At 71.7% G+C, this 19096-nt stretch carries 15 protein-coding genes and 1 pseudogene; 10 read left to right on the forward strand and 6 right to left on the reverse strand.

Features of this window, described 5'->3' with window-relative positions; all coding sequences use genetic code 11:
• Nucleotides 1-196 precede the first annotated feature (196 nt).
• The 7 genes from ACIBAE_RS11355 to ACIBAE_RS11385 all read left to right on the forward strand — a co-directional run bounded on the left by ACIBAE_RS11355 (nt 197) and on the right by ACIBAE_RS11385 (nt 7488).
• Nucleotides 197-1102, forward strand: coding sequence for a 5'-3' exonuclease H3TH domain-containing protein (locus ACIBAE_RS11355; RefSeq protein WP_399284271.1), 906 nt, complete (start codon nt 197-199; stop codon nt 1100-1102).
• A gap of 50 nt (nt 1103-1152) precedes the next feature.
• Nucleotides 1153-1995, forward strand: a complete 843-nt coding sequence (locus ACIBAE_RS11360; protein WP_399284042.1) for a siderophore-interacting protein — start codon at nt 1153-1155, stop codon at nt 1993-1995.
• A gap of 224 nt (nt 1996-2219) precedes the next feature.
• Nucleotides 2220-2804, forward strand: a complete 585-nt coding sequence (locus tag ACIBAE_RS11365; RefSeq protein ID WP_399284044.1) for a sigma-70 family RNA polymerase sigma factor — start codon at nt 2220-2222, stop codon at nt 2802-2804.
• Entirely contained in the window at nt 2801-3556 is a 756-nt protein-coding gene (locus ACIBAE_RS11370) for an anti-sigma factor domain-containing protein (protein WP_399284046.1), read from the forward strand. The genes ACIBAE_RS11365 and ACIBAE_RS11370 overlap by 4 nt, the downstream gene beginning before the upstream one ends.
• A 10-nt stretch (nt 3557-3566) precedes the next feature.
• Nucleotides 3567-4931: a cryptochrome/photolyase family protein gene (locus tag ACIBAE_RS11375; protein WP_399284047.1), complete on the forward strand. Its 1365-nt coding sequence runs from the start codon at nt 3567-3569 to the stop codon at nt 4929-4931.
• A gap of 236 nt (nt 4932-5167) precedes the next feature.
• Nucleotides 5168-7030 (forward strand): MFS transporter, encoded by a 1863-nt coding sequence (locus ACIBAE_RS11380; protein WP_399284049.1) that lies wholly within the window; start codon nt 5168-5170, stop codon nt 7028-7030.
• Nucleotides 7027-7488: a MarR family winged helix-turn-helix transcriptional regulator gene (locus ACIBAE_RS11385; protein ID WP_399284051.1), complete on the forward strand. Its 462-nt coding sequence runs from the start codon at nt 7027-7029 to the stop codon at nt 7486-7488. The genes ACIBAE_RS11380 and ACIBAE_RS11385 overlap by 4 nt, the downstream gene beginning before the upstream one ends.
• Before the next feature lie 10 nt (nt 7489-7498).
• Here the strand turns inward: ACIBAE_RS11385 and ACIBAE_RS11390 are convergent, their stop codons facing one another.
• The 5 genes from ACIBAE_RS11390 to ACIBAE_RS11410 form a co-directional block, all read right to left on the reverse strand.
• The gene (locus tag ACIBAE_RS11390) at nt 7499-8302 is read right to left on the reverse strand and encodes a DUF1295 domain-containing protein (RefSeq protein WP_399284052.1); all 804 of its coding nucleotides are present in this window, start codon (nt 8300-8302) and stop codon (nt 7499-7501) included.
• Nucleotides 8299-9648 carry a class I SAM-dependent methyltransferase gene (locus ACIBAE_RS11395; protein ID WP_399284053.1) on the reverse strand — a complete coding sequence of 450 codons (1350 nt, stop codon included), beginning with the start codon at nt 9646-9648 and terminating at the stop codon, nt 8299-8301. Before ACIBAE_RS11395 ends, ACIBAE_RS11390 begins: the two co-directional genes overlap by 4 nt.
• Entirely contained in the window at nt 9645-10904 is a 1260-nt protein-coding gene (locus tag ACIBAE_RS11400) for a class I SAM-dependent methyltransferase (RefSeq protein ID WP_399284055.1), read from the reverse strand. The genes ACIBAE_RS11395 and ACIBAE_RS11400 overlap by 4 nt, the downstream gene beginning before the upstream one ends.
• A gap of 149 nt (nt 10905-11053) precedes the next feature.
• Entirely contained in the window at nt 11054-11788 is a 735-nt protein-coding gene (locus ACIBAE_RS11405; protein WP_399284057.1) for a DUF1365 domain-containing protein, read from the reverse strand.
• Nucleotides 11785-13095 carry an NAD(P)/FAD-dependent oxidoreductase gene (locus ACIBAE_RS11410; protein WP_399284059.1) on the reverse strand — a complete coding sequence of 437 codons (1311 nt, stop codon included), beginning with the start codon at nt 13093-13095 and terminating at the stop codon, nt 11785-11787. The genes ACIBAE_RS11405 and ACIBAE_RS11410 overlap by 4 nt, the downstream gene beginning before the upstream one ends.
• Before the next feature lie 159 nt (nt 13096-13254).
• Between ACIBAE_RS11410 and ACIBAE_RS11415 the strand changes: the two genes are divergently transcribed.
• From ACIBAE_RS11415 to ACIBAE_RS11425, 3 genes and pseudogenes are all read left to right on the forward strand, one after another.
• The gene (locus ACIBAE_RS11415) at nt 13255-14922 is read left to right on the forward strand and encodes a molybdopterin-dependent oxidoreductase (RefSeq protein WP_399284060.1); all 1668 of its coding nucleotides are present in this window, start codon (nt 13255-13257) and stop codon (nt 14920-14922) included.
• A gap of 72 nt (nt 14923-14994) precedes the next feature.
• Nucleotides 14995-15648 (forward strand): fasciclin domain-containing protein, encoded by a 654-nt coding sequence (locus tag ACIBAE_RS11420; RefSeq protein ID WP_399284062.1) that lies wholly within the window; start codon nt 14995-14997, stop codon nt 15646-15648.
• A gap of 72 nt (nt 15649-15720) precedes the next feature.
• Nucleotides 15721-16190: pseudogene (locus ACIBAE_RS11425) on the forward strand (ADP-ribosylglycohydrolase family protein); the annotation flags it as partial.
• A 66-nt stretch (nt 16191-16256) separates the two neighbouring features.
• Here ACIBAE_RS11425 and ACIBAE_RS11430 read toward each other — a convergent pair.
• Nucleotides 16257-19085, reverse strand: coding sequence for a DEAD/DEAH box helicase (locus ACIBAE_RS11430; protein ID WP_399284063.1), 2829 nt, complete (start codon nt 19083-19085; stop codon nt 16257-16259).
• Nucleotides 19086-19096 lie beyond the last annotated feature (11 nt).

Here is a 19096-nt window from a genome sequence, read left to right on the forward strand (position 1 = left end):
CGTGCCGGTCGCTGTGACCGCCACGGAGTCCGCTCCGGGAGCGCGCCTGCCCAGGTTCACACCGACCAAACACCTACGTGTCCCAGGTCACCGGGAGCGAAAACCCCAGGTGCGGAGCGTGCTTCCGATGTCACCCCGTGACTTTCGGTGACTGTCGGTGGTATGCGGCATGATCGGGGATGTGACGCGACGCCTGATGCTCCTCGACACCGCCTCCCTCTACTACCGGGCCTATTTCGGGGTCCCCGACTCCGTGCGAGCCCCGGACGGCACTCCGGTCAACGCGGTGCGCGGCCTGTTGGACTTCATCGGGCGGCTGGTCCAGGACCACCGCCCCGACGAGCTGGTCGCGTGCATGGACGCCGACTGGCGGCCCCGGTGGCGGGTGGACCTGATCCCCTCGTACAAGGCCCACCGGGTGGCGGAGATCCATGAGGAGGGCCCGGACGAGGAGGCGACGCCGGACACGCTCGCGCCCCAGGTCCCGGTCATCGAGGCGGTGCTCGACGCGCTGGGGATCGCCCGGGTGGGTGTCACGGGGTACGAGGCGGACGACGTGATCGGCACCCTCGCGGGCCGGGCCGCCGGCCCGGTGGACATCGTCACCGGCGACCGCGATCTGTACCAGCTGATCGACGACGCCCGGGGCGTGCGGGTGCTGTACCCCGTCAAGGGCGTCGGGACGCTCCAGCTCATGGACGAGGCGGCGCTGCGGGAGAAGTACGGGGTGGACGGACCGGGCTATGTCGATCTGGCCCTGCTGCGCGGTGACCCGAGCGACGGACTCCCCGGCGTGCCCGGGATCGGCGAGAAGACCGCGGCCAAGCTGCTGGACGCGTTCGGGGATCTGGCGGGGATCATGGCGGCGGTCGACGATCCGCGCTCGAAGCTGACTCCTTCGCAGCGCAGGCGTCTCGACGAGGCCCGCGCCTACGTGGCGGTCGCGCCGACGGTGGTGCGGGTCGCCGGTGACGTACCCCTGCCGGGCTTCGACCCCGCGCTGCCCGCGGAGCCGCGCGATCCCGCCCTGCTCGACGCGCTCGCCACGCGCTGGGGGCTCGGCGGCGCGCTGGGGCGTCTCCTCGTCACCCTCCAGCACTGAGGTGCTAACTTAGGCAAGCCTAAGCAGCGCGAGAGTCAGGGGAGACCACCGTGGCAGAACAGCCGGCCCGCAAGGCACCGAAGGCCCACGAGGCACAGGTCGTGCGCACCGAGTGGATCAACCCCCACATGGTGCGTCTCGTGCTGGGCGGTGAGGGGCTGGCCGCTTTCGGGACCGGCGAGGCCACCGATCACTACATCAAGGTGCTGTTCGCGGCCGAGGGCGTGACGTACCCCGAGCCCTTCGACATGGACCGGATCCGCGCGGAGTTCCCCCGCGAGCAATGGCCCACCACCCGTACGTACACCGTGCGCGCCTGGGCCCCGGAGACCCGGGAGCTGACCGTCGATTTCGTGGTGCACGGCGACGAGGGCCTGGCCGGCCCGTGGGCCGCCGGGGCCCGGGTGGGCGAGACCGTGCGGTTCCTCGGCCCCGGCGGGGGCTACGCGCCGGACCCGGCGGCGGACTGGCATCTGCTGGCCGGTGACGAGAGCGCCCTGCCCGCGATCGCCGCGTCCCTGGAGCGCGCGCCGGCCGGCGCCACCGTGCACGCCTTCGTCGAGGTCCCGGGCCCCGAGGAGGAGCAGAAGATCGCGGCGCCGGACGGCGTCGGGATCACCTGGCTGCACCGGGGGGACCGCCCGGTGGGCGAGGCCCTGGTCGCCGCCGTCCGCGCGCTGGACTTCCCCGCCGGCGACGTCCACGCCTTCGTGCACGGCGAGGCCGGCTTCGTGAAGGAGTTGCGCCGTCATCTGCGCGTCGAGCGGAACATCCCGCGCGAGCGGCTGTCGATCTCGGGCTACTGGCGGCTCGGCCAGACCGACGAGGCGTGGCGGGCCGTCAAGCGCGAGTGGAACGAGCGGGTGGAGCGCGAGCAGGAGAGCGCGGCCTGACCCGCACCCCACCACGCGACCCCGGCACGGGCTTCGGCCCGGCCGGGGTTTCGCCGTTCCCCGGCCATGGAAATCTCGGCGTACCCGTGCTCATCACGACCAATCCGCCAGGGCACCGGCTCCGAATCACCGGTGAAGTCTGTTCGGATGACTCGCCAACCAGCTCGAATGAAGCCGGGCCGCCTGACCGTACCGGGAGGGTCCGCACCGTGGAGGAAAGCCGCGTGAAAGAGGCCGTACACATCGGCGGACCCGCTTCGGCGGGACCTGATCTGCAGGAACTGATGGGCCAGGTGGCCCGGGGTGACCAGGACGCCTTCTCCCGCGTGTACGACATGGTCTGCGGGCCCGTCCTCGGTCTGGTGCGCTCCGTACTGCGTGACCCGGCCCAGTCGGAAGAGGTGACGCAGGAGGTCCTGCTGGAGGTGTGGCGCACCGCCGCCCGCTTCCAGCCCAGCCGTGGCAGCGCCATGACCTGGGTGCTCACGCTGGCGCACCGGCGGGCGGTGGACCGGGTGCGCTCGGCTCAGGCGTCCAGCGACCGGGAGTACCGGGCCGCGCTGCTGGACCGGACTCCGGCCTTCGACGAGGTCACCGAGCAGGTCGAGGCCAGCCTCGAACGGGAGCAGGTGCGCCGCTGTCTGCGTACCCTCACCGAACTTCAGCGCCAGTCCGTGACACTGGCGTACTACCAGGGACTGTCCTACCGCGAAGTGGCCGAGCTGCTCTCGGTCCCGCTGGGCACGGTCAAGACTCGACTGCGCGACGGACTCATCCGGCTGCGCGACTGCTTGGGGGTGAGCGCATGACCACCGCGGATCTTCACACGCTGACCGGCGCGTACGCGCTGCACGCGCTGGCGCCGCAGGAGCGCACCGCGTTCGAACGGCATCTGGAGGCGTGCCAGGCCTGTTCGCAGGAGGTACGGGAACTGGCCGCCACGGCCGCCCGGCTGGGCCAGGCCGTGGCGGTGACACCGCCGGCCGCGCTGAAGGAGCAGGTGCTCCGGCGGATCGCGGCGGAGCGGCAGGACCCGCCGAGGATCGCCCCGCAGTCCCGCCGTGGTGGCGGCGCGGCGCGGGGTCGCGCGATGTCCCGCTTCACGCTGGCGGCGTGTCTCGCCGTGGCGGCCGGGTTCGGCGGGGTCGCGGTGTGGCAGCACCAGGAAGCGCGGGACGCCCGGCAGTCGGCGCAGGCTTCCCAGCAGCGGTCCGAGGCGCTGGCGTCGGTGCTCGCCGCCCCGGACGCCAAGGTCGCCACGGGGAGGCTGACGGATGGTGCGACCGGCACGGTGGTGGTGTCCCGGGAGCAGAACAAGGCCGCGTTCATCGCGTCCGGGATGCCCAAACCGCCCGGCGGCAAGGTCTATCAGCTCTGGTACAACGACGGCGGGACGATGCGCGGCGCCGGTCTGCTGGATCCCACGGGCGGCTCGGATGCCGTCCTGATGGCCGGTCCCGTCGGCGCGGCCTCGGGTATGGGCATCACGGTGGAACCGGCGGGCGGCTCGGCACGGCCCACCTCCGCCCCGCTGGCCCTGATGAATTTCCCGACCGCGTAGGGAGACACAGATGACCGTTGCCGTGGTGCTCTTCACCTCCGATCTGCGGGTACATGACCAACCGGTACTGCGCGCCGCACTGCGCGCCGCCGACGAGGTCGTACCGCTGTTCGTCCGTGATCAGGGCATAGCGGCAGCGGGCTTCGACGCCCCCAACCGCCGGGCTTTCCTGGCCGACTGCCTGGCGTCGCTGGACGCCGGACTGCGGGAGCGCGGCGGCCGGCTGGTCATCCGTACGGGTGAGGTCGTCGAAGAGGTCTGCCGGGTGGTGCGCGAGAGTGGCGCCGGGGAGGTCCATGTCGCGGGCGGGGTCAGCCGGTACGCGCTGCGCAGGGAGGAACAGCTGCGTACGGAGCTGGGGAGCACGGGGTGCGAGCTGCGTGTCCATGACGCGGTGATCACGGCCCTGCCCCCCGGACGGGTCGTCCCCTCGGGCGGCAAGGACCATTTCGCGGTCTTCACGCCGTACTTCCGCCGCTGGGCGGACGCCGGCCCGCGCGGGGTGATGCCCGCGCCACGGACGCTCCGGGTGCCCCCGGTGCGGAGCGACCCGCTGCCCGGGCGCGACGCGGTGGACGGGGTCTCCCCCGGTCTCGCCCGGGGCGGCGAGCAGGTGGCCCGGCGGCTGCTCTCGGCGTGGCTCGCCGACGGGATCGGCTCCTACGAGGACCGCCACGACGATCTGCCCGGCGACGCGACGTCGCGGCTCTCGCCCTACATCCACTTCGGTGCTCTCTCCCCGGTGGAGCTCGTGCACCGGGCCCGGCACGCGGGCGGCCCGGGCGCGGAAGCCTTCGTACGCCAACTGGCCTGGCGCGACTTCCATCACCAGGTCCTCGCGGCCCGGCCGGAGGCGTCGTGGTCGGATTACCGTACGCGCGGCGACCACTGGCGTACGGACGGGCCGGAGGCCGCCGCCTGGCGGGCGGGGCGCACCGGATATCCGGTCGTCGACGCGGCCATGCGCCAGCTGCGGCACGAGGGCTGGATGCACAACCGTGGCCGGCTGCTGGTGGCGAGCTTCCTCACCAAGACCCTGTACGTGGACTGGCGCGTCGGCGCGCGTCACTTCCTGGAGCTGCTGGTGGACGGGGACATCGCCAACAACCAGCTCAACTGGCAGTGGACGGCGGGGACCGGCACGGACACCCGGCCCAACCGGGTGCTGAATCCGCTGACCCAGGCCAAGCGGTTCGACCCGCGCGGGGACTATGTACGGCGCTGGGTGCCGGAGCTGGCCGGTCTGGAGGGGCCGGCCGTCCATCAGCCGTGGCAGCTGGCGGGCCCGGACCGGGCCCGCCTCGACTATCCGGACCCGGTCGTGGACCTCGCCGAGGGGCGCGACCGGTTCGCCCGGGCCCGTGGACGCGCCTAGGACCTGTTGCGAAAGCAGCGCCGTCCGCCCCGAAAGGCGGGGCTCACGGCGTCTGGTGCGTGCGACGCGAGGCGGAGGATCGTGCTCGTACCGGACGTACGTGGACGATGCCCGGAGCGCGCTGCTCCCGGCCCGCCCAGGTGGCGGGATTCCGATCCCGCGCCGTGGCCATTCCCGGGCAGCCGATTTAGATTGGTTGATGTCATGCAAGTAACTCCCGACGGGAGTGGTTCTTCATGGGAAGGACAGCCGCGCGACCGGCTGCCGGAGGGCCGGTCCGCCGCCACGGGCCCGGGCCGAACTACAAGTGGATCGCGCTGACGAACACCACCCTGGGTGTACTGATCGCGACGGTCAATCAGTCGATCCTGCTGATCGCGCTGCCCGACATCTTCCGCGGCATCGGGGTCGATCCGCTCCAGCCCGGCAACACGAGCCTGCTGCTCTGGCTGATCATGAGCTATCTGGTGGTCACGGCCGTCCTGGTGGTCAGCTTCGGCCGTCTCGGTGACATGTACGGCCGGGTCCGGATGTACAACATGGGTTTCGCGGTCTTCACCGTGTTCTCGGTGCTGCTCTCGGTGACCTGGCTGCAGGGGACCGGAGGGGCGCTGTGGCTGATCGGCATGCGGGTTCTGCAGGGCGTCGGCGGGGCGATGCTCATGGCGAATTCCAGTGCCATCCTCACCGACGCCTTCCCCGCCCGGCAGCGCGGCCTCGCCCTCGGCCTGAACCAGGTCGCGGGCATCGCCGGGTCCTTCATCGGCCTGGTGCTCGGCGGTCTGCTGGGGCCCGTGGACTGGCGGCTGGTGTTCCTAGTGTCCGTACCCATCGGCGTGTTCGGCACGGTGTGGGCGTACCTGAAACTGCACGACACCGGGATGCGCACCCCGGCCCGGCTGGACAAATGGGGCAATCTCACCTTCGCGGCCGGTCTGATCTCGGTGCTGGCCGGCATCACGTACGGCATCCAGCCGTACGGCGGCCACACCATGGGATGGACCAGTCCCTGGGTGCTCACCGCCATCCTCGGCGGGCTCGTGGTGCTGGCCGTCTTCTGCGTGGTGGAGACCAAGGTCGCGGCCCCCATGTTCCATCTGCGGCTGTTCCGGATCCGGGCGTTCACGGCGGGGAACGTGGCCAATCTGCTGGCCTCGCTCGGGCGGGGCGGCCTGATGTTCATCCTGATCATCTGGCTCCAGGGGATCTGGCTGCCCCAGCACGGCTACAGCTTCGAGCGCACGCCCCTGTGGGCCGGTATCTACATGCTCCCGCTGACCATCGGATTCCTGATCGCGGGGCCGTTCTCCGGCTGGGCCTCCGACCGCTTCGGGGCCCGGGTGTTCACCACCGGCGGCATGCTGCTCGCCGCCGGCACGTTCGTCGCGCTGGAGATGCTGCCGGTCAACTTCGGCTATCCGATGTTCGCCCTGATCCTGCTGCTCAACGGGGTGGCCATGGGCCTGTTCGCGTCGCCCAACCGGGCGGCCATCATGAACAGCCTGCCGGCCGACCAGCGCGGGGTCGGCGCGGGGATCAGCACCACGTTCCAGAATTCCGCCACGGTCCTGTCCATCGGCATCTTCTTCTCGCTGATGATCGCGGGGCTGTCCTCGTCGCTGCCGACCGCGCTCACCCACGGCCTGACCGCCCAAGGGGTGCATCCCGGCGACGCGGCCAAGGTCGCGGCCCTCCCGCCGGTGGGCGTGCTGTTCGCCTCTCTCCTGGGCTTCAACCCGATCAGGAGCCTGCTCGGCCCCCAGGTGCTGGGCGGCCTGCCGCCGGGCCACGCCGACTACCTGACCGGGCGTTCCTTCTTCCCGCAGCTGATCTCCGGGCCTTTCTCGGACGGTCTCTCCATCGCCTTCGACTTCGCGATCGCCGCCTGTCTCGTCGCGGCCGTCGCCTCCCTGCTGCGCGGCGGGACGTACATCCACGACGACCGGGCGGGGGGCCGGCAGGACACGCCGGCAACACCGGCCGCACCGCGCGGACCGCGCCCGGAGCCGGACCCGCCGGGTTCCTCCCCCGCGCCGATGCCGTCGGCACCGCACCCGTCGGCACCGCACCCGTCTGCCAAGCGGCCCGAGGGGCCATGACGACCGCCGCCGACTCCGGTCCCCCGCCGCCGGCGGAGCTGGCCGAACAGCTCCGCACGGCGATCCAGCACCTCCTGCCCGTCCTGCGCGACCGGAGCACCCAGCGGGACCTGACACCCAGCCGGCGGGCGGCGCTGGCGACGCTCACCGCCCACGGGCCGCTGCGCATCAGCGACCTCGCCACCCGGATGGGCATCGCCCTGTCCACCACCTCCCGCATGGTGGATGTGCTCGACGAGCACGGCTGGATCGACCGGAATCCGGACCCCCGGGACCAGCGGGCCAGCCTGATCGCCGTCAATGACGCGGGACGGCTCCTGCTCGACACCATGCGGCGGGAGACGACCAGCCGCCTGACCGAGCTGATCACCCGGCTGCCCGCCGCCCAGCAGCGCTCCCTGCACGCGGCGGTGCCCGCGCTGGAGGCGCTGTCCGAACGGTCCGAAGATCCTTCCTGACCCCGGCGGACTAACTCCGGCGGGGCGGCAGCGGGAAGAAGCCGCTGGTGCGGGCGGTGTATTCGGCGTATCCCGGGCGGCCTGCCATATGCCGTTCCAGCAGCCGCTTCCCGCTTCCGTTGATCAGGAGGTAGCTCATCAGCAGCGGACTCACCACGGTCGCCGCGGCCACCACCGGGTCGTCGCAGACGAGGAGGAACAGTCCCCACCAGACGCAGAAGTCACCGAAGTAGTTGGGGTGCCGGGTCCAGCTCCACAGGCCCCGGTCCATGATGCGGCCCTTGTTCGCCGGGTCCGCCGTGAACCGGTGGAGCTGCCGGTCCCCCACCGCCTCGAAGAACAGCCCGACCAGCCAGAGCGCGCATCCCGCGTAGGCGACCGGGCCGACCTCGCCCGGCAGGTACATGGCCGCCTGCACGGGCAGCGAGATCAGCAGGACGAGCGCGCCCTGGAGGAGGTAGATCATTCGCAGGGCGTACAGATTCCGGTTGCCCGGCGCCTTGGCGAGCATCTTCTCGTACCGGGCGTCCTCCCCGTGGCCCCGCCCGCGCAGCGCGATGTGCCCCGCCAGCCGCAGCCCCCAGACACCCGTCAGCACGGTGACCAGGATCCGCCGCACCTCGTCCCCCTGCCCCGCGGAGGCGGCGTACGAGACCACCGCGACCGCCGTGAAGCCGACGCCCCAGGCGATGTCGATGATCCGGTGCAGGCCTCTGGCGACAGCGATCGCGAAGGTGATGAGCATGACGGTGAGGGCGGCGGCAGCGGCGAGGCCGACGCCCTCCCCGAAAGCCGCCCAGGGGTATCCGCTCACCGCGCGGCCCCGGCGTACCAGTCGTGGAGAGTGGCGGGCATCGCGGCGGCGCCCGCCTCCGTCGGGCGTACGGCGAGGATCTGGTCGACGCCCATCCGGCGCTCCTCGAAGGCGAGCGCTCCGCCGACCAGGTAGAGCCGCCAGACCCGCGCGGTCTCCTCGCCGACCAGCGCGGTGAATTCGGCCCAGCGGTCCTCCAGGGTGCGGTGCCAGGCGCTGACCGTACGGGTGTAGTGCTCGCGCATCGACTCCACCGCCCGCACCTCCAGGCCCGCGCCCTCCAGCAGCGAGATGGTGTCGCCGAGTGGACGCATATGCATGTCCGGGGCGATGTACGACTCGATGAAGGCGCCGCCGCCGGGTGCGACGGCGCCCCGGGACATCTGCTGGACCAGCACCCGGCCGGCGGGCCGGAGCATCCCGTAGAGGGTGGCGGTGAAGCCGGGGTACTCGGCGTCGCCGACGTGTTCGCCCATCTCGATCGTGGACACCGCGTCGTAGTCACCGCCCCGGATGTCGCGGTAGTCGCACAGCCGCACCTCGACCAGTTCCTCCAGGCCGCGCTCCTTGACCTGGCTCCGCACGTACGCGGCCTGTTCGGCGGCCAGGGTCACGGCGGTGACCCGCGTCCCGTGCTGCTGGGCCGCGTACAGCGTGAGGGAGCCCCAGCCGCAGCCGATGTCCAGCAGCCGCGCTCCCGGGCGCAGTTCGAGCTTGCGGCAGATCAGTTCCAGCTTGTCGCGCTGGGAGTCGGCCGGGCCGTAGCCGGGTTCCTCACTCGTCCAGTAGCCGCAGGAGTACGCCATCGTCTCGTCGAGCAGCAGGGCGTAGAAGTCGTTGGAGAGGTCGTAGTGGTGACTGATCGCGGCGCGGTCGCGGGCCCTGCTGTGCGGGGAACCGTTCAGCCGGGCCTGTGAGACGGGAGCGGGCAGGCGCGGGCCGACGGCGCCGAGGCGCAGTGCGGTGACCCCCGCCCGGGCACGGTCCGCCAGGGTCAGCTTCGGCGGGCGCAGGCCGCGTTCGCGTACGGCGCTCCAGATGGTGCGCAGGCCGTCCGCGAGGTCACCCTCGAAGTCGAGTTCACCGGTGATGTACGCCTGGGCGAGGCCGAGTTCGTCGGGCTGCCGGACGAGCCTGCGCAGCGCGCGGCGCGAGCGGAGCACGACGACGGGGGCATCCCGCGGACCGGCCGTGGAGCCGTCCCAGGCGCGCAGCCGCAGCGGCAGCCGGCCGCCGAGGAGCTGTTCGGCGAGCGGGAAGAGCTGCTGCGCCGCTCCGGCAGGCGACTGCCGGGGACGCGGCCGGGAGTCGGTGCCCCGGGACGGCGGGATCTGAGGGACCGTCATCGGGAGGTTTCCTCCTTGGTCAGCAGCATCTGCTGCACATCCAGATAGCCCGAGCGGAAGCCCGCTTCGGAGTAGGCGAGGTAGAAGGTCCACAGGCGGCGGAAGGTCTCGTCGAAGCCGAGCGCGGCGACCTGTGGGGCCTGTTCGGTGAAGCGTTCGCGCCACAGACGCAGTGTCTCGGCGTAGTGCGGTCCGAAGCCGTCACGGCCGGCCACGCGCAGCGCGGTGTGCTCGGCGGTGACCGACTCGATGGCCTCCGTCGACGGCAGCAGCCCGCCGGGGAAGATGTACTTCTGGATCCAGGTGAAGGTGTCCTTGGAGGCGAGCATCCGGTCGTGCGGCATGGTGATCGCCTGGAGGGCGACCCGGCCGCCGGGTGCGAGAAGCCGGTCCAGCGTCATGAAGTATTCCGGCCAGAACTCCGCGCCGACGGCCTCGATCATCTCGACGCTGACGATGGCGTCGAAGGTGCCCTGGACCCGCCGGTAGTCGCGTAGTTCGACGGTGACGCGGTCCTCGTACCCGGCGGCGCGGATGCGGGTCCGTGCCAGCTCCCGCTGTTCCTGGGAGAGCGTCACGGTGAGCACGCGGGCGCCGCGCGCCGCCGCACGGAGGGCCAGTTCACCCCAGCCGGTGCCGATTTCCAGCAGGTGGGTGCCGGGACCGACGCGTGCCTCGTCGAGCAGCCGGTCGATCTTGCGGTGCTGGGCCGCCGCCAGCAGCGACAGATCGGCGGGGAAGCCCCGGAAGAGGGCCGAGGAGTACGACAGCGTCTCGTCGAGGAACAGGGCGAACAGTTCGTTCGAGAGGTCGTAGTGGTGGCTGATGTTGTCGCGGGAGCCCTCGGGGGTGTTGCGCTGGGTGGACGGCTGCTTGAGCGCCCAGGCCGAGCGCAGCTTCTGCAGCGGGGCGGGGACGAGGCTCGCGGCCCGGTCGGCCAGCACGGTCAGGACCCCGACGAGGTCGCGGGCCTCCCATTCGCCGGCCATGTAGGACTCGCCGAAGCCGATCAGTCCGCCGGCGCCGATGCGCCGGAAGAACGCGTCCGGATCCCGTACCTCCAGGAGCGGGCCGCCGAGTCCGAGCGTCTCGACGCCGCCGAGACGGACCCGCAGCGGGAGCCCGCCGAGGGAGTGCCGGAGGATCCGCTCGGCGATGGCCGTACGCAGCCAGGAGGTACGCGGCGGGCGGGCCACGTCGGGCCAGCGCCCGGCGTCGGTGCCGGTGGACTCCGGCACGGCCACCGGTGCGGCCACCGGCGCGGAGGACCGGGACGTCTCGGACGGTTGCGCGCACGGCGGAGTCTGCGCGGACCGGGGAGTCCGCGCGGGCTCGGGAGCCTGCGCGGGCTGGGGAGACCGGGGGGACCCCGGAGAACCGGGGGACGCCGGGGACACGGACACGCTCACTTCACACCCTCCTGGGGCCGGTGACGGGGACGAGGCTGCACGGGCAGTCCGCGCAGGTGGAGCAGGATGCCGTGCAGCCGGATTCCGGCGGACACGACGGCGGTGGACCACGGGTGCCGCAGTGCGGTGCGCACCAGGGCGCGGGACGTGGCGGGGCGGCGCTCGCCCCGGACGGTCGCGGTGAACGGCCTTCCCCCGGCCCGGTCCAGATGGACCGTCAGGCTCAGGCGCTCGTCCGGTTCCGGCAGCCGCATGGTGTAGCCGCCGTCGACCGGGAAGAACGGGGAGACGTACAGCTCCTTCTTCACCGTGGCCCGGCCGGCGTCGTCGGGACGCAGCAGATAGCAGTGCCGTTCCCCGTACGTGTTGTGCACCTCGGCGACGACGCAGAGCGGTTCGCCGTCGGGTCCGTGGCACCAGAAGAGGCTGAGCGGGTTGAAGACGTGGCCGAACACCCGGGCGTGGGCGAGCATCGTGACCCTCCCGCCGGCCAGGTCGATCCCGTGGGCGGCGAGGAAGGACTCCAGTCCCGCCCTGATCGTCGGGCGCGCGCCGCCGAAGTGGTCGCGGGCGTCGAACCGGGCGAGGGGGCGCAGCAGCCGGGGCAGCCGTGGCGGCCGGTCGGGGTCGATCAGCCACATGTAGGTGCGCAGGCGCAGGGCGTACCGGCTGGGCGCGGTCCGCACATGGCTGACCGTGCAGGGGTAGAGGGCCGGGACGGTGGTGGTCACCAGGTCACCCCCAGGGCCGCGGCGGCTTCGACGCCCGAGCGGCAGCCGTCCTCGTGGAATCCCCAGCCGTGGTAGGCCCCCGCGTAGGCGGTGACGGGGCCGCTGAGCGCGGGCAGCCGCTGCTGGGCGGCGACCGATTCCGGCGTGTAGACGGGGTGTTCGTAGACCATGCGGGCGAGGACCCGGTCCGGGTCTACGCGGTCGGCGCCGTTCAGGGTGACCACGTAGGTCTCGGGGGCGTCGAGGCGCTGGAGACGGTTCATGTCGTAGCTGACCCGTACGGTGTCGGCGCCTGCGTCGCACGTGGGCATGAGGTAGTTCCAGGAGGCGCGGGCCTTCGCGGCACGCGGCAGCACTCCGGTGTCGGTGTGCAGCTGGGTGGGGTTACGGGAGTAGCGGAACGCGCCGAGGACCCGGCGCTCCTCCTCGGTGGCGTCGGCGAGCAGCCGCAGCGCCTGGTCGGGGTGGACGGCGATGACCACGGAGTCGTACCGCTGGACGGAGCCGTCGTCGGCGACGATCTCGACGCCGTCCGCGTGGCGGCGTACGGCCCGTACCGGCGTGGCGGTGTGTACGGTCCCCAGCTGCTTGGCGACGCGCTCCACGTACGCGCGCGAACCACCGGTCACGGTCCGCCAAACGGGTGAGCCGCTGATCGCGAGCATGCCGTGGTGCGCCATGAAGCGGAAGAGGTAGCGGGCGGGGTAGCGCAGCGCGGTCCCGGCGTCGCAGGACCAGACGGCGGAGACGAGCGGGGTCATGAAATGGGAGGTGAAGTACGGGGAGAAGCGGCCCTCCGCGATGAACTCCCCCAGCGTCCTGTCCGCGACAGCGCTCCCCTCGCCGTCACGGCCTTGCCGGCCCCGCTGACCGTCCTGTGAGGTGAGGAGCGCGCGGGCCCGGCGGTGGAAGACGGGGATCTCGGTGAGCATCCGCAGGTAGCGGGGGCTCAGGGCGTTGCGCGGCTGGGCCAGGAGACCGGCCGGGCCGCGTGCGCCCGCGTATTCGAGCCCGCAGCCGTCGCACCGCACGGACATGCTCATCTCCGATTCCTGCGTGGCGACCCCCAGCTCTTCGAACAGCCTCAGCAGAAACGGATAGGTCCGCTCGTTGTGCACGATGAAACCGGAGTCGACGCGGTGCACCCGGCCGTCGGTGGACGGCAGGTCGTGGGTGTGGGCGTGGCCGCCGAGCCGGCCGTCGGCCTCGTACAGCGCCACCTCGTGCGAACGGCGCAGGACGTACGCGGCGGTCAGTCCCGCCACCCCGCTGCCCACCACGGCCGTCCGCCGGCGTTCGCCACTCATACCGTCGCGCTCCCTCATGTCCTGCCCCGGGCACAGCCCCTCACTGAACATTCGAGGCGGCGGGCGCAGAGGATTGGTGTCCGGTGCGATCTTTCTTCCGGCGGTGCGATTTTTCCTTCGTATGGGTGAGTGACCAATCCGCCTTCGGTTCGGCACCGAATGGCCGGTGTGAGCGAAGATCCGAAAGTCGCGACGCCGGAGACCGGTAGCCCCGGTCCGACGGCCCGTCTGGTGCGTGCCCTGCTGGGCGCGCTCAGCGGGTTGATCACGGGGCTGTCGGCACTGGCCGTCGCCGAACTGGTCGCGGTGGCGGTGCGGCCCGAGGCCGGCCCCGTGACCGCCGTCGGCGGTGCGGCGATCGACCTCACCCCGCCGTGGCTGAAGGACTTCGCCGTCCGGAATTTCGGCACCAACGACAAGCTGGTGCTGCGGATCGGCATCCTGGCCGTCCTGGCGGTCTTCGCCATGGGGGTCGGCGTGATCGCGCTGCGTCACCGGCGGGTCGGTTCCGCGGCGGTGCTGGCCTTCGGCGCCCTCGGAGCGGTGGCGGCGGTGAACCGGCCGGACGGCGGCCTCCCGGACGCCTGGCCTTCGGTGGTGGGCGCTCTGGTGGCCGCCGGTGTGCTGTACCTGCTGACCGGGCGGCTGGCGATACGGCCGTCCCCCACGGGGGCGGGGACGGCCGGTTCCACGGAGGTCGGGACGGCCTCCTCCACGGGCGCGGGGACGGCCGGTTCGTTCGACCGGCGCGGCTTCGTGATCGCCGCGACGGCGGCGGTGGCGGCATCGGCCGGAGCGGGCGTCCTGGGGCGTGAACTCAACGCGTCGGGGGCCGCCGAGGCCGCGGCCTCACGCGAGGACATCGTCCTGCCGGCGCCGGCGTCACAGGCCCGGCCGGTCCCGGACGGGGCCGATCTGCGGATCCGTGGCCTCAGCTCCTTCACGACCGGCAACAAGGACTTCTACCGGGTGGACACCGCCTTGGTGGTGCCGAGGATCGACGCCACCAGCTGGCGGCTGAAGATCCACGGCAAGGGGGTGTCCCGGCCGCTGACGCTCAGCTTCGACGATCTGCTCCGGCGGGAACTCATCGAGCGGGACATCACCATGACCTGCGTCTCCAACGAAGTCGGCGGCCCCTATGTGGGCAACGCGCGCTGGATCGGCGTACGGCTGGCCGACCTGCTGCGCGAAGCCGGCGTGAAGCCGCCTTCCCGGGGCGGCCCCGCCGACCAGATCGTGGGTCGCTCGGTGGACGGCATGACCACCGGCTCACCGGTCGAGACGGTCATGGACGGCCGTGACGCCATGCTCGCCCTGGGCATGAACGGGGAGCCCCTCCCCTTCGACCACGGCTTCCCGGTCCGGATGCTGGTGCCGGGACTGTACGGCTACGTCTCCGCCTGCAAGTGGCTCCAGGACCTCGAACTCACCACGTTCGACGACTACGACGCCTACTGGGTGCGGCGCGGCTGGTCCCGGCAGGCGCCGATCAAGACGGAGTCGCGGATCGACACCCCCCGCCCCTTCGCCAGTCCCCGGCCCGGCACGGTCCCGGTCGCCGGAGTGGCCTGGGCGCAGCGTCGCGGCATCGCCCGCGTCGAGGTCCGGGTCGACGGCGGCCGGTGGCACACCGCCCGGCTGGCGGCGCAGGACACCACCGACACCTGGCGCCAGTGGGTGTGGGAATGGCCGGCCACCAGCGGCAACCACACGCTGGAGGTCCGGGCCACGGACCGGGACGGCTACACGCAGACGGACAAGCGCGTCGGGACCGTGCCCGACGGCGCCACCGGCTGGCACTCGGTGGTGGTCGCCGTGACCTGACGGACGCCCGCCCAAAAACCATCAAGACCTCCCTCTCACCCGTCCTTTCACACCCTTTCCAGGAGATACGAAATGATCGCCACCCGTTTCCAGCGCGCCGCCATCGCCCTCGTCGGCGCCGCCGTACTGCCGCTGGCCCTGACGGCCTGTTCCAGTGACGACAGCGGCGACAGCGGCGACAGCAAGAACTCCGCGTCCGCGACCACCCCGCAGGAGTCCAAGCCCGCCGCGGACGCCGCGGGCTCGATGGACAAGCCCTTCGGCTCGGCCTGCGCCTCGGTTCCTGAGAACGGCGCCGGCAGCTTCGACGGCATGTCCAAGGATCCGGTCGCGACCGCCGCCTCCAACAACCCGGCGCTCTCCACGCTGGTCACCGCGGTGAAGAAGGCCGGTCTGGTCGACACCCTCAACAACGCCCAGAACATCACGGTCTTCGCCCCGACCAACGACGCCTTCGCCAAGATCCCGAAGGCCGACCTGGACAAGGTCCTCGCCGACAAGGCGACCCTCACCAAGATCCTCACCTACCACGTCGTCGGCGAGAAGCTGACCCCCCAGCAGCTGGAGAGCGGCACCTTCCCGACCCTGGAGAAGGGCACCGTCACGACCTCGGGCTCGGGCGAGTCGTTCAAGGTCAACGACTCGGCGAACGTCGTCTGCGGCAACGTCTCCACCGCCAACGCCACGGTCTACATCGTCGACTCGGTCCTGATGCCGAAGATGTGACCCGCACCCTCGTCACCACCGGAACCGGTCCGCCCTTCGGCGCGGGCCGGTTCCGGCCGTTTCCCGTCCGGCCGAATCGCCGCACCCACCCACGGCAACCGGGCGGCGTGGGAGGGCACCGCTGTCCTTCATGAACTGATACGGGTCGCCCTGAACGGCGGGAGCCCTCCGGAGGCCGTACCGGATGCTCTCGCGCAGGTAGGGGAGTATCAGCGCGAGCGCTGGGCCACCGTGCTCGCACCCGACTGGCACCGGACCTGGCCAAGGAGTTCAACGGTGCGGTCTGGCCATGTCTCGGCTCCGCACTCTGGGCGCTGCGCACGACCGGTTCGTTCGAGGAGGCGCTGGCTGCCGCCATCGACCTCGGCGGCGACACGGACACGGTGGCGGCCGTCACCGGCGGCCTCGCGGGCGCCGTCCATGGCTCCGCCGCGATCCCGCCGCGCTGGACGGAGCCGCTGCGTGTGCCGCTGCGGGGTCACGGCGACCGGGTGCTGGGCGCGGCGGAACTGACGGCGCTGGCACCGGCCCTGACGGGCTGACACCGCGAAGGCCCCGTCGGATCGTCCGGCGGGGCCCACGCTTCCGTCCTCGGCTTCCGCCCGGTCTCAGCCGACCGAGCTGTACGCCACCACTCCGCGCAGCACCGCGTCGACCGCCTTGCGGGCGTTCTTCGCCACCGTGCTGTTCTCGCGGGGCGCCGCCGCCGCGATCTGGCCGAGGACGTCGATGACCTGCTTGCACCAGCGTACGAAGTCACCGGCCGGCATCTCGGCCTCGCGCAGCACCTCGTCGAGCCCCTTGTCCGAGGCCCACATGTAGACCGCCCAGGCGAAGCCGAGATCGGGCTCGCGCTGCCCGACTCCCTCCGTCTGGCTGATCTTCAGGTCCTCCTCCAGGGCGTCGAGCCGGCCCCAGATGCGGACCATCTCGCTGAGCGCCGTCTTCGCCGGGCCCGAGGGGACCTTGGGCGCCAGGGCGTCGTCCGACTGACGCGCCTCGTACACCAGGGCAGAGACGCAGGCGGCCAGTTCGGCCGGGCTGAGGCCTTCCCAGACGCCGTCGCGCAGACACTCACTCGCGAGGAGGTCCAGCTCACCGTAGAGCCGGGCCAGCCGTTTTCCGTGCTGGGTGACCTCGTCGCCGCGCAGGTAGTCCAGCTCGGTGAGGAGGGCGACGATCCGGTCGAAGGTGCGGGCGATGGTGTTCGTCCGACCCTCGATCCGGCGCTCCAACTGCCGCGTGTCACGCTGCAGCCGGTGGTAGCGCTCGGCCCAGCGGGCGTGGTCCTCGCGCTCGTCGCAGCCGTGGCAGGGGTGGGCGCGCAGCTCCGCGCGGAGCCGGGCGATCTCCCGGTCGTCGGCGGCGGCCGCACGGTCCTTGCGGTGCCGCTCGGGCACGATGTGCCCGGCCTTCGTCCGCAGCGCGGACGCCAGGTCGCGTCGCGACTGCGGCGAGCGCGGGTTGAAGGACTTGGGGATCCGCATCCGCTCCAGCGCCTCGACCGGCACCGGGAAGTCCATCGACGCCAGTCGCTTGACCTGCCGCTCCGCCGTCAGCACGAGGGGCCGCGGCCCGTCCTGGTACTCCAGGCCGCGGTGACCGTTGGCGCGTCCGGCCGGCAGCCCCGGCTCGAGCACCAGCGCGAGACCGGCGAACTTCCCGGTCGGCACGTGGATGACGTCGCCCGGCTTGAGCCTCTCCAGCGACGCGGCGGCCGCGGCACGTCGCTGTGACACGCCCTGCTTGGCCAGCTCCGTCTCGCGGTCCTTGAGGTCGCGGCGCAGCCGCGCGTACTCCTCGAAGTCCCCGAGGTGACAGGTCATGCCCTCGCGGTAGCCGTCGAGTCCCTCTTCGTTCTTCTGGACCTGCCGGGAGATCCCGACGACCGACTTGTCGGCCTGGAACTGGGCGAAGGAGGTCTCCAGCAGCTCGCGCGAGCGGTGGCTGCCGAACTGCTGCACGAGATTGACGGCCATGTTGTACGACGGCCGGAAGCTGGAGCGCAGCGGATATGTCCGGGTCCCGGCCAGCCCGGCGAGGGCGCCCGGGTCCATGCCGCGCTGCCAGAGCACCACGGCGTGGCCCTCGACATCGATGCCCCGGCGGCCGGCCCGGCCGGTCAGCTGGGTGTACTCGCCAGGGGTGATGTCGGCGTGCTGCTCGCCGTTCCACTTGACGAGCTTCTCCAGCACCACGGACCTGGCCGGCATGTTGATGCCGAGCGCCAGTGTCTCGGTGGCGAAGACCGCCTTGACCAGGCCGCGGACGAACAATTCCTCGACGACCTCCTTGAAGGTCGGCAGCATCCCGGCGTGGTGCGCGGCGACGCCCCGCTCCAGCCCTTCCAGCCACTCGTAGTAGCCGAGGACGTGCAGGTCCTCACCCGGGATGGACGCCGTGCGTTCCTCGACGATCTCGCGGACCCGGCGGCGCGCGTCCTCGTTGTTGAGCCGGAGCCCCGCGTGCATGCACTGCTGTACGGCGGCCTCGCAGGCGGCACGGCTGAAGATGAAGGTGATCGCGGGCAGCAGGTTCTCGGCGTCGAGACGCTCGATGACCTCGGGGCGGGACGGCGTCCAGATCCGGTTGCGCTGCCGGCGCTCGCGCTCGCGGTCCGCCTCGCGGACCATCTTTCCGCGCCGGCGGTCGCGCGGGTTGTATCCGCGCTGGTTCTCCATCCGGGCGAGCCGGACGAGATCGGGATTGGTCTCCCGCTTGCCGGCGCCCCGGCCGCCGTGATCGGTCTCCTCCTCGAAGAGGTCGTACATCCGGCGCCCGGCCATCACATGCTGCCAGAGCGGCACCGGCCGGTGTTCGGAGACGATCACTTCGGTGTCGCCACGGACGGTGTCCAGCCAGTCGCCGAACTCCTCGGCGTTGGAGACGGTCGCCGAGAGCGAGACGAGCGTGACCGACTCGGGGAGGTGGATGATCACCTCTTCCCACACCGCCCCCCGGAAACGGTCGGAGAGGTAGTGCACCTCGTCCATCACCACATAGCCGAGCCCGAGGAGCGACCGGGAGCCCGCGTAGAGCATGTTGCGGAGCACCTCGGTGGTCATGACCACCACGGGCGCGTCGGAGTTGACGCTGTTGTCCCCGGTCAGAAGGCCCACCTTGTCGGCGCCGTAGCGCTTCGCCAGGTCGGCGTACTTCTGGTTCGACAGCGCCTTGATGGGCGTGGTGTAGAAACATTTGCGGCCCTCGGCAAGGGCCAGGTGCACGGCGAATTCGCCGACGATCGTCTTACCCGAGCCGGTGGGCGCGGCCACCAGCACGCCTTTTCCGGCTTCCAGGGCCTGGCATGCCTCGATCTGGAAGGGGTCCAGACCGAAGTCGTACATCTCGCGGAAAGGAGCGAGCGCCGTGGCCTGTTCTGCGGCGCGGATCCGGGCAGCGGCGTACCGCTCGGCTGGGGAGAGGTCCTCTGTCATCTTGCTGTCGA

Source organism: Streptomyces sp. NPDC051569, assembly GCF_044454085.1.
GTDB lineage: Bacteria > Actinomycetota > Actinomycetes > Streptomycetales > Streptomycetaceae > Streptomyces.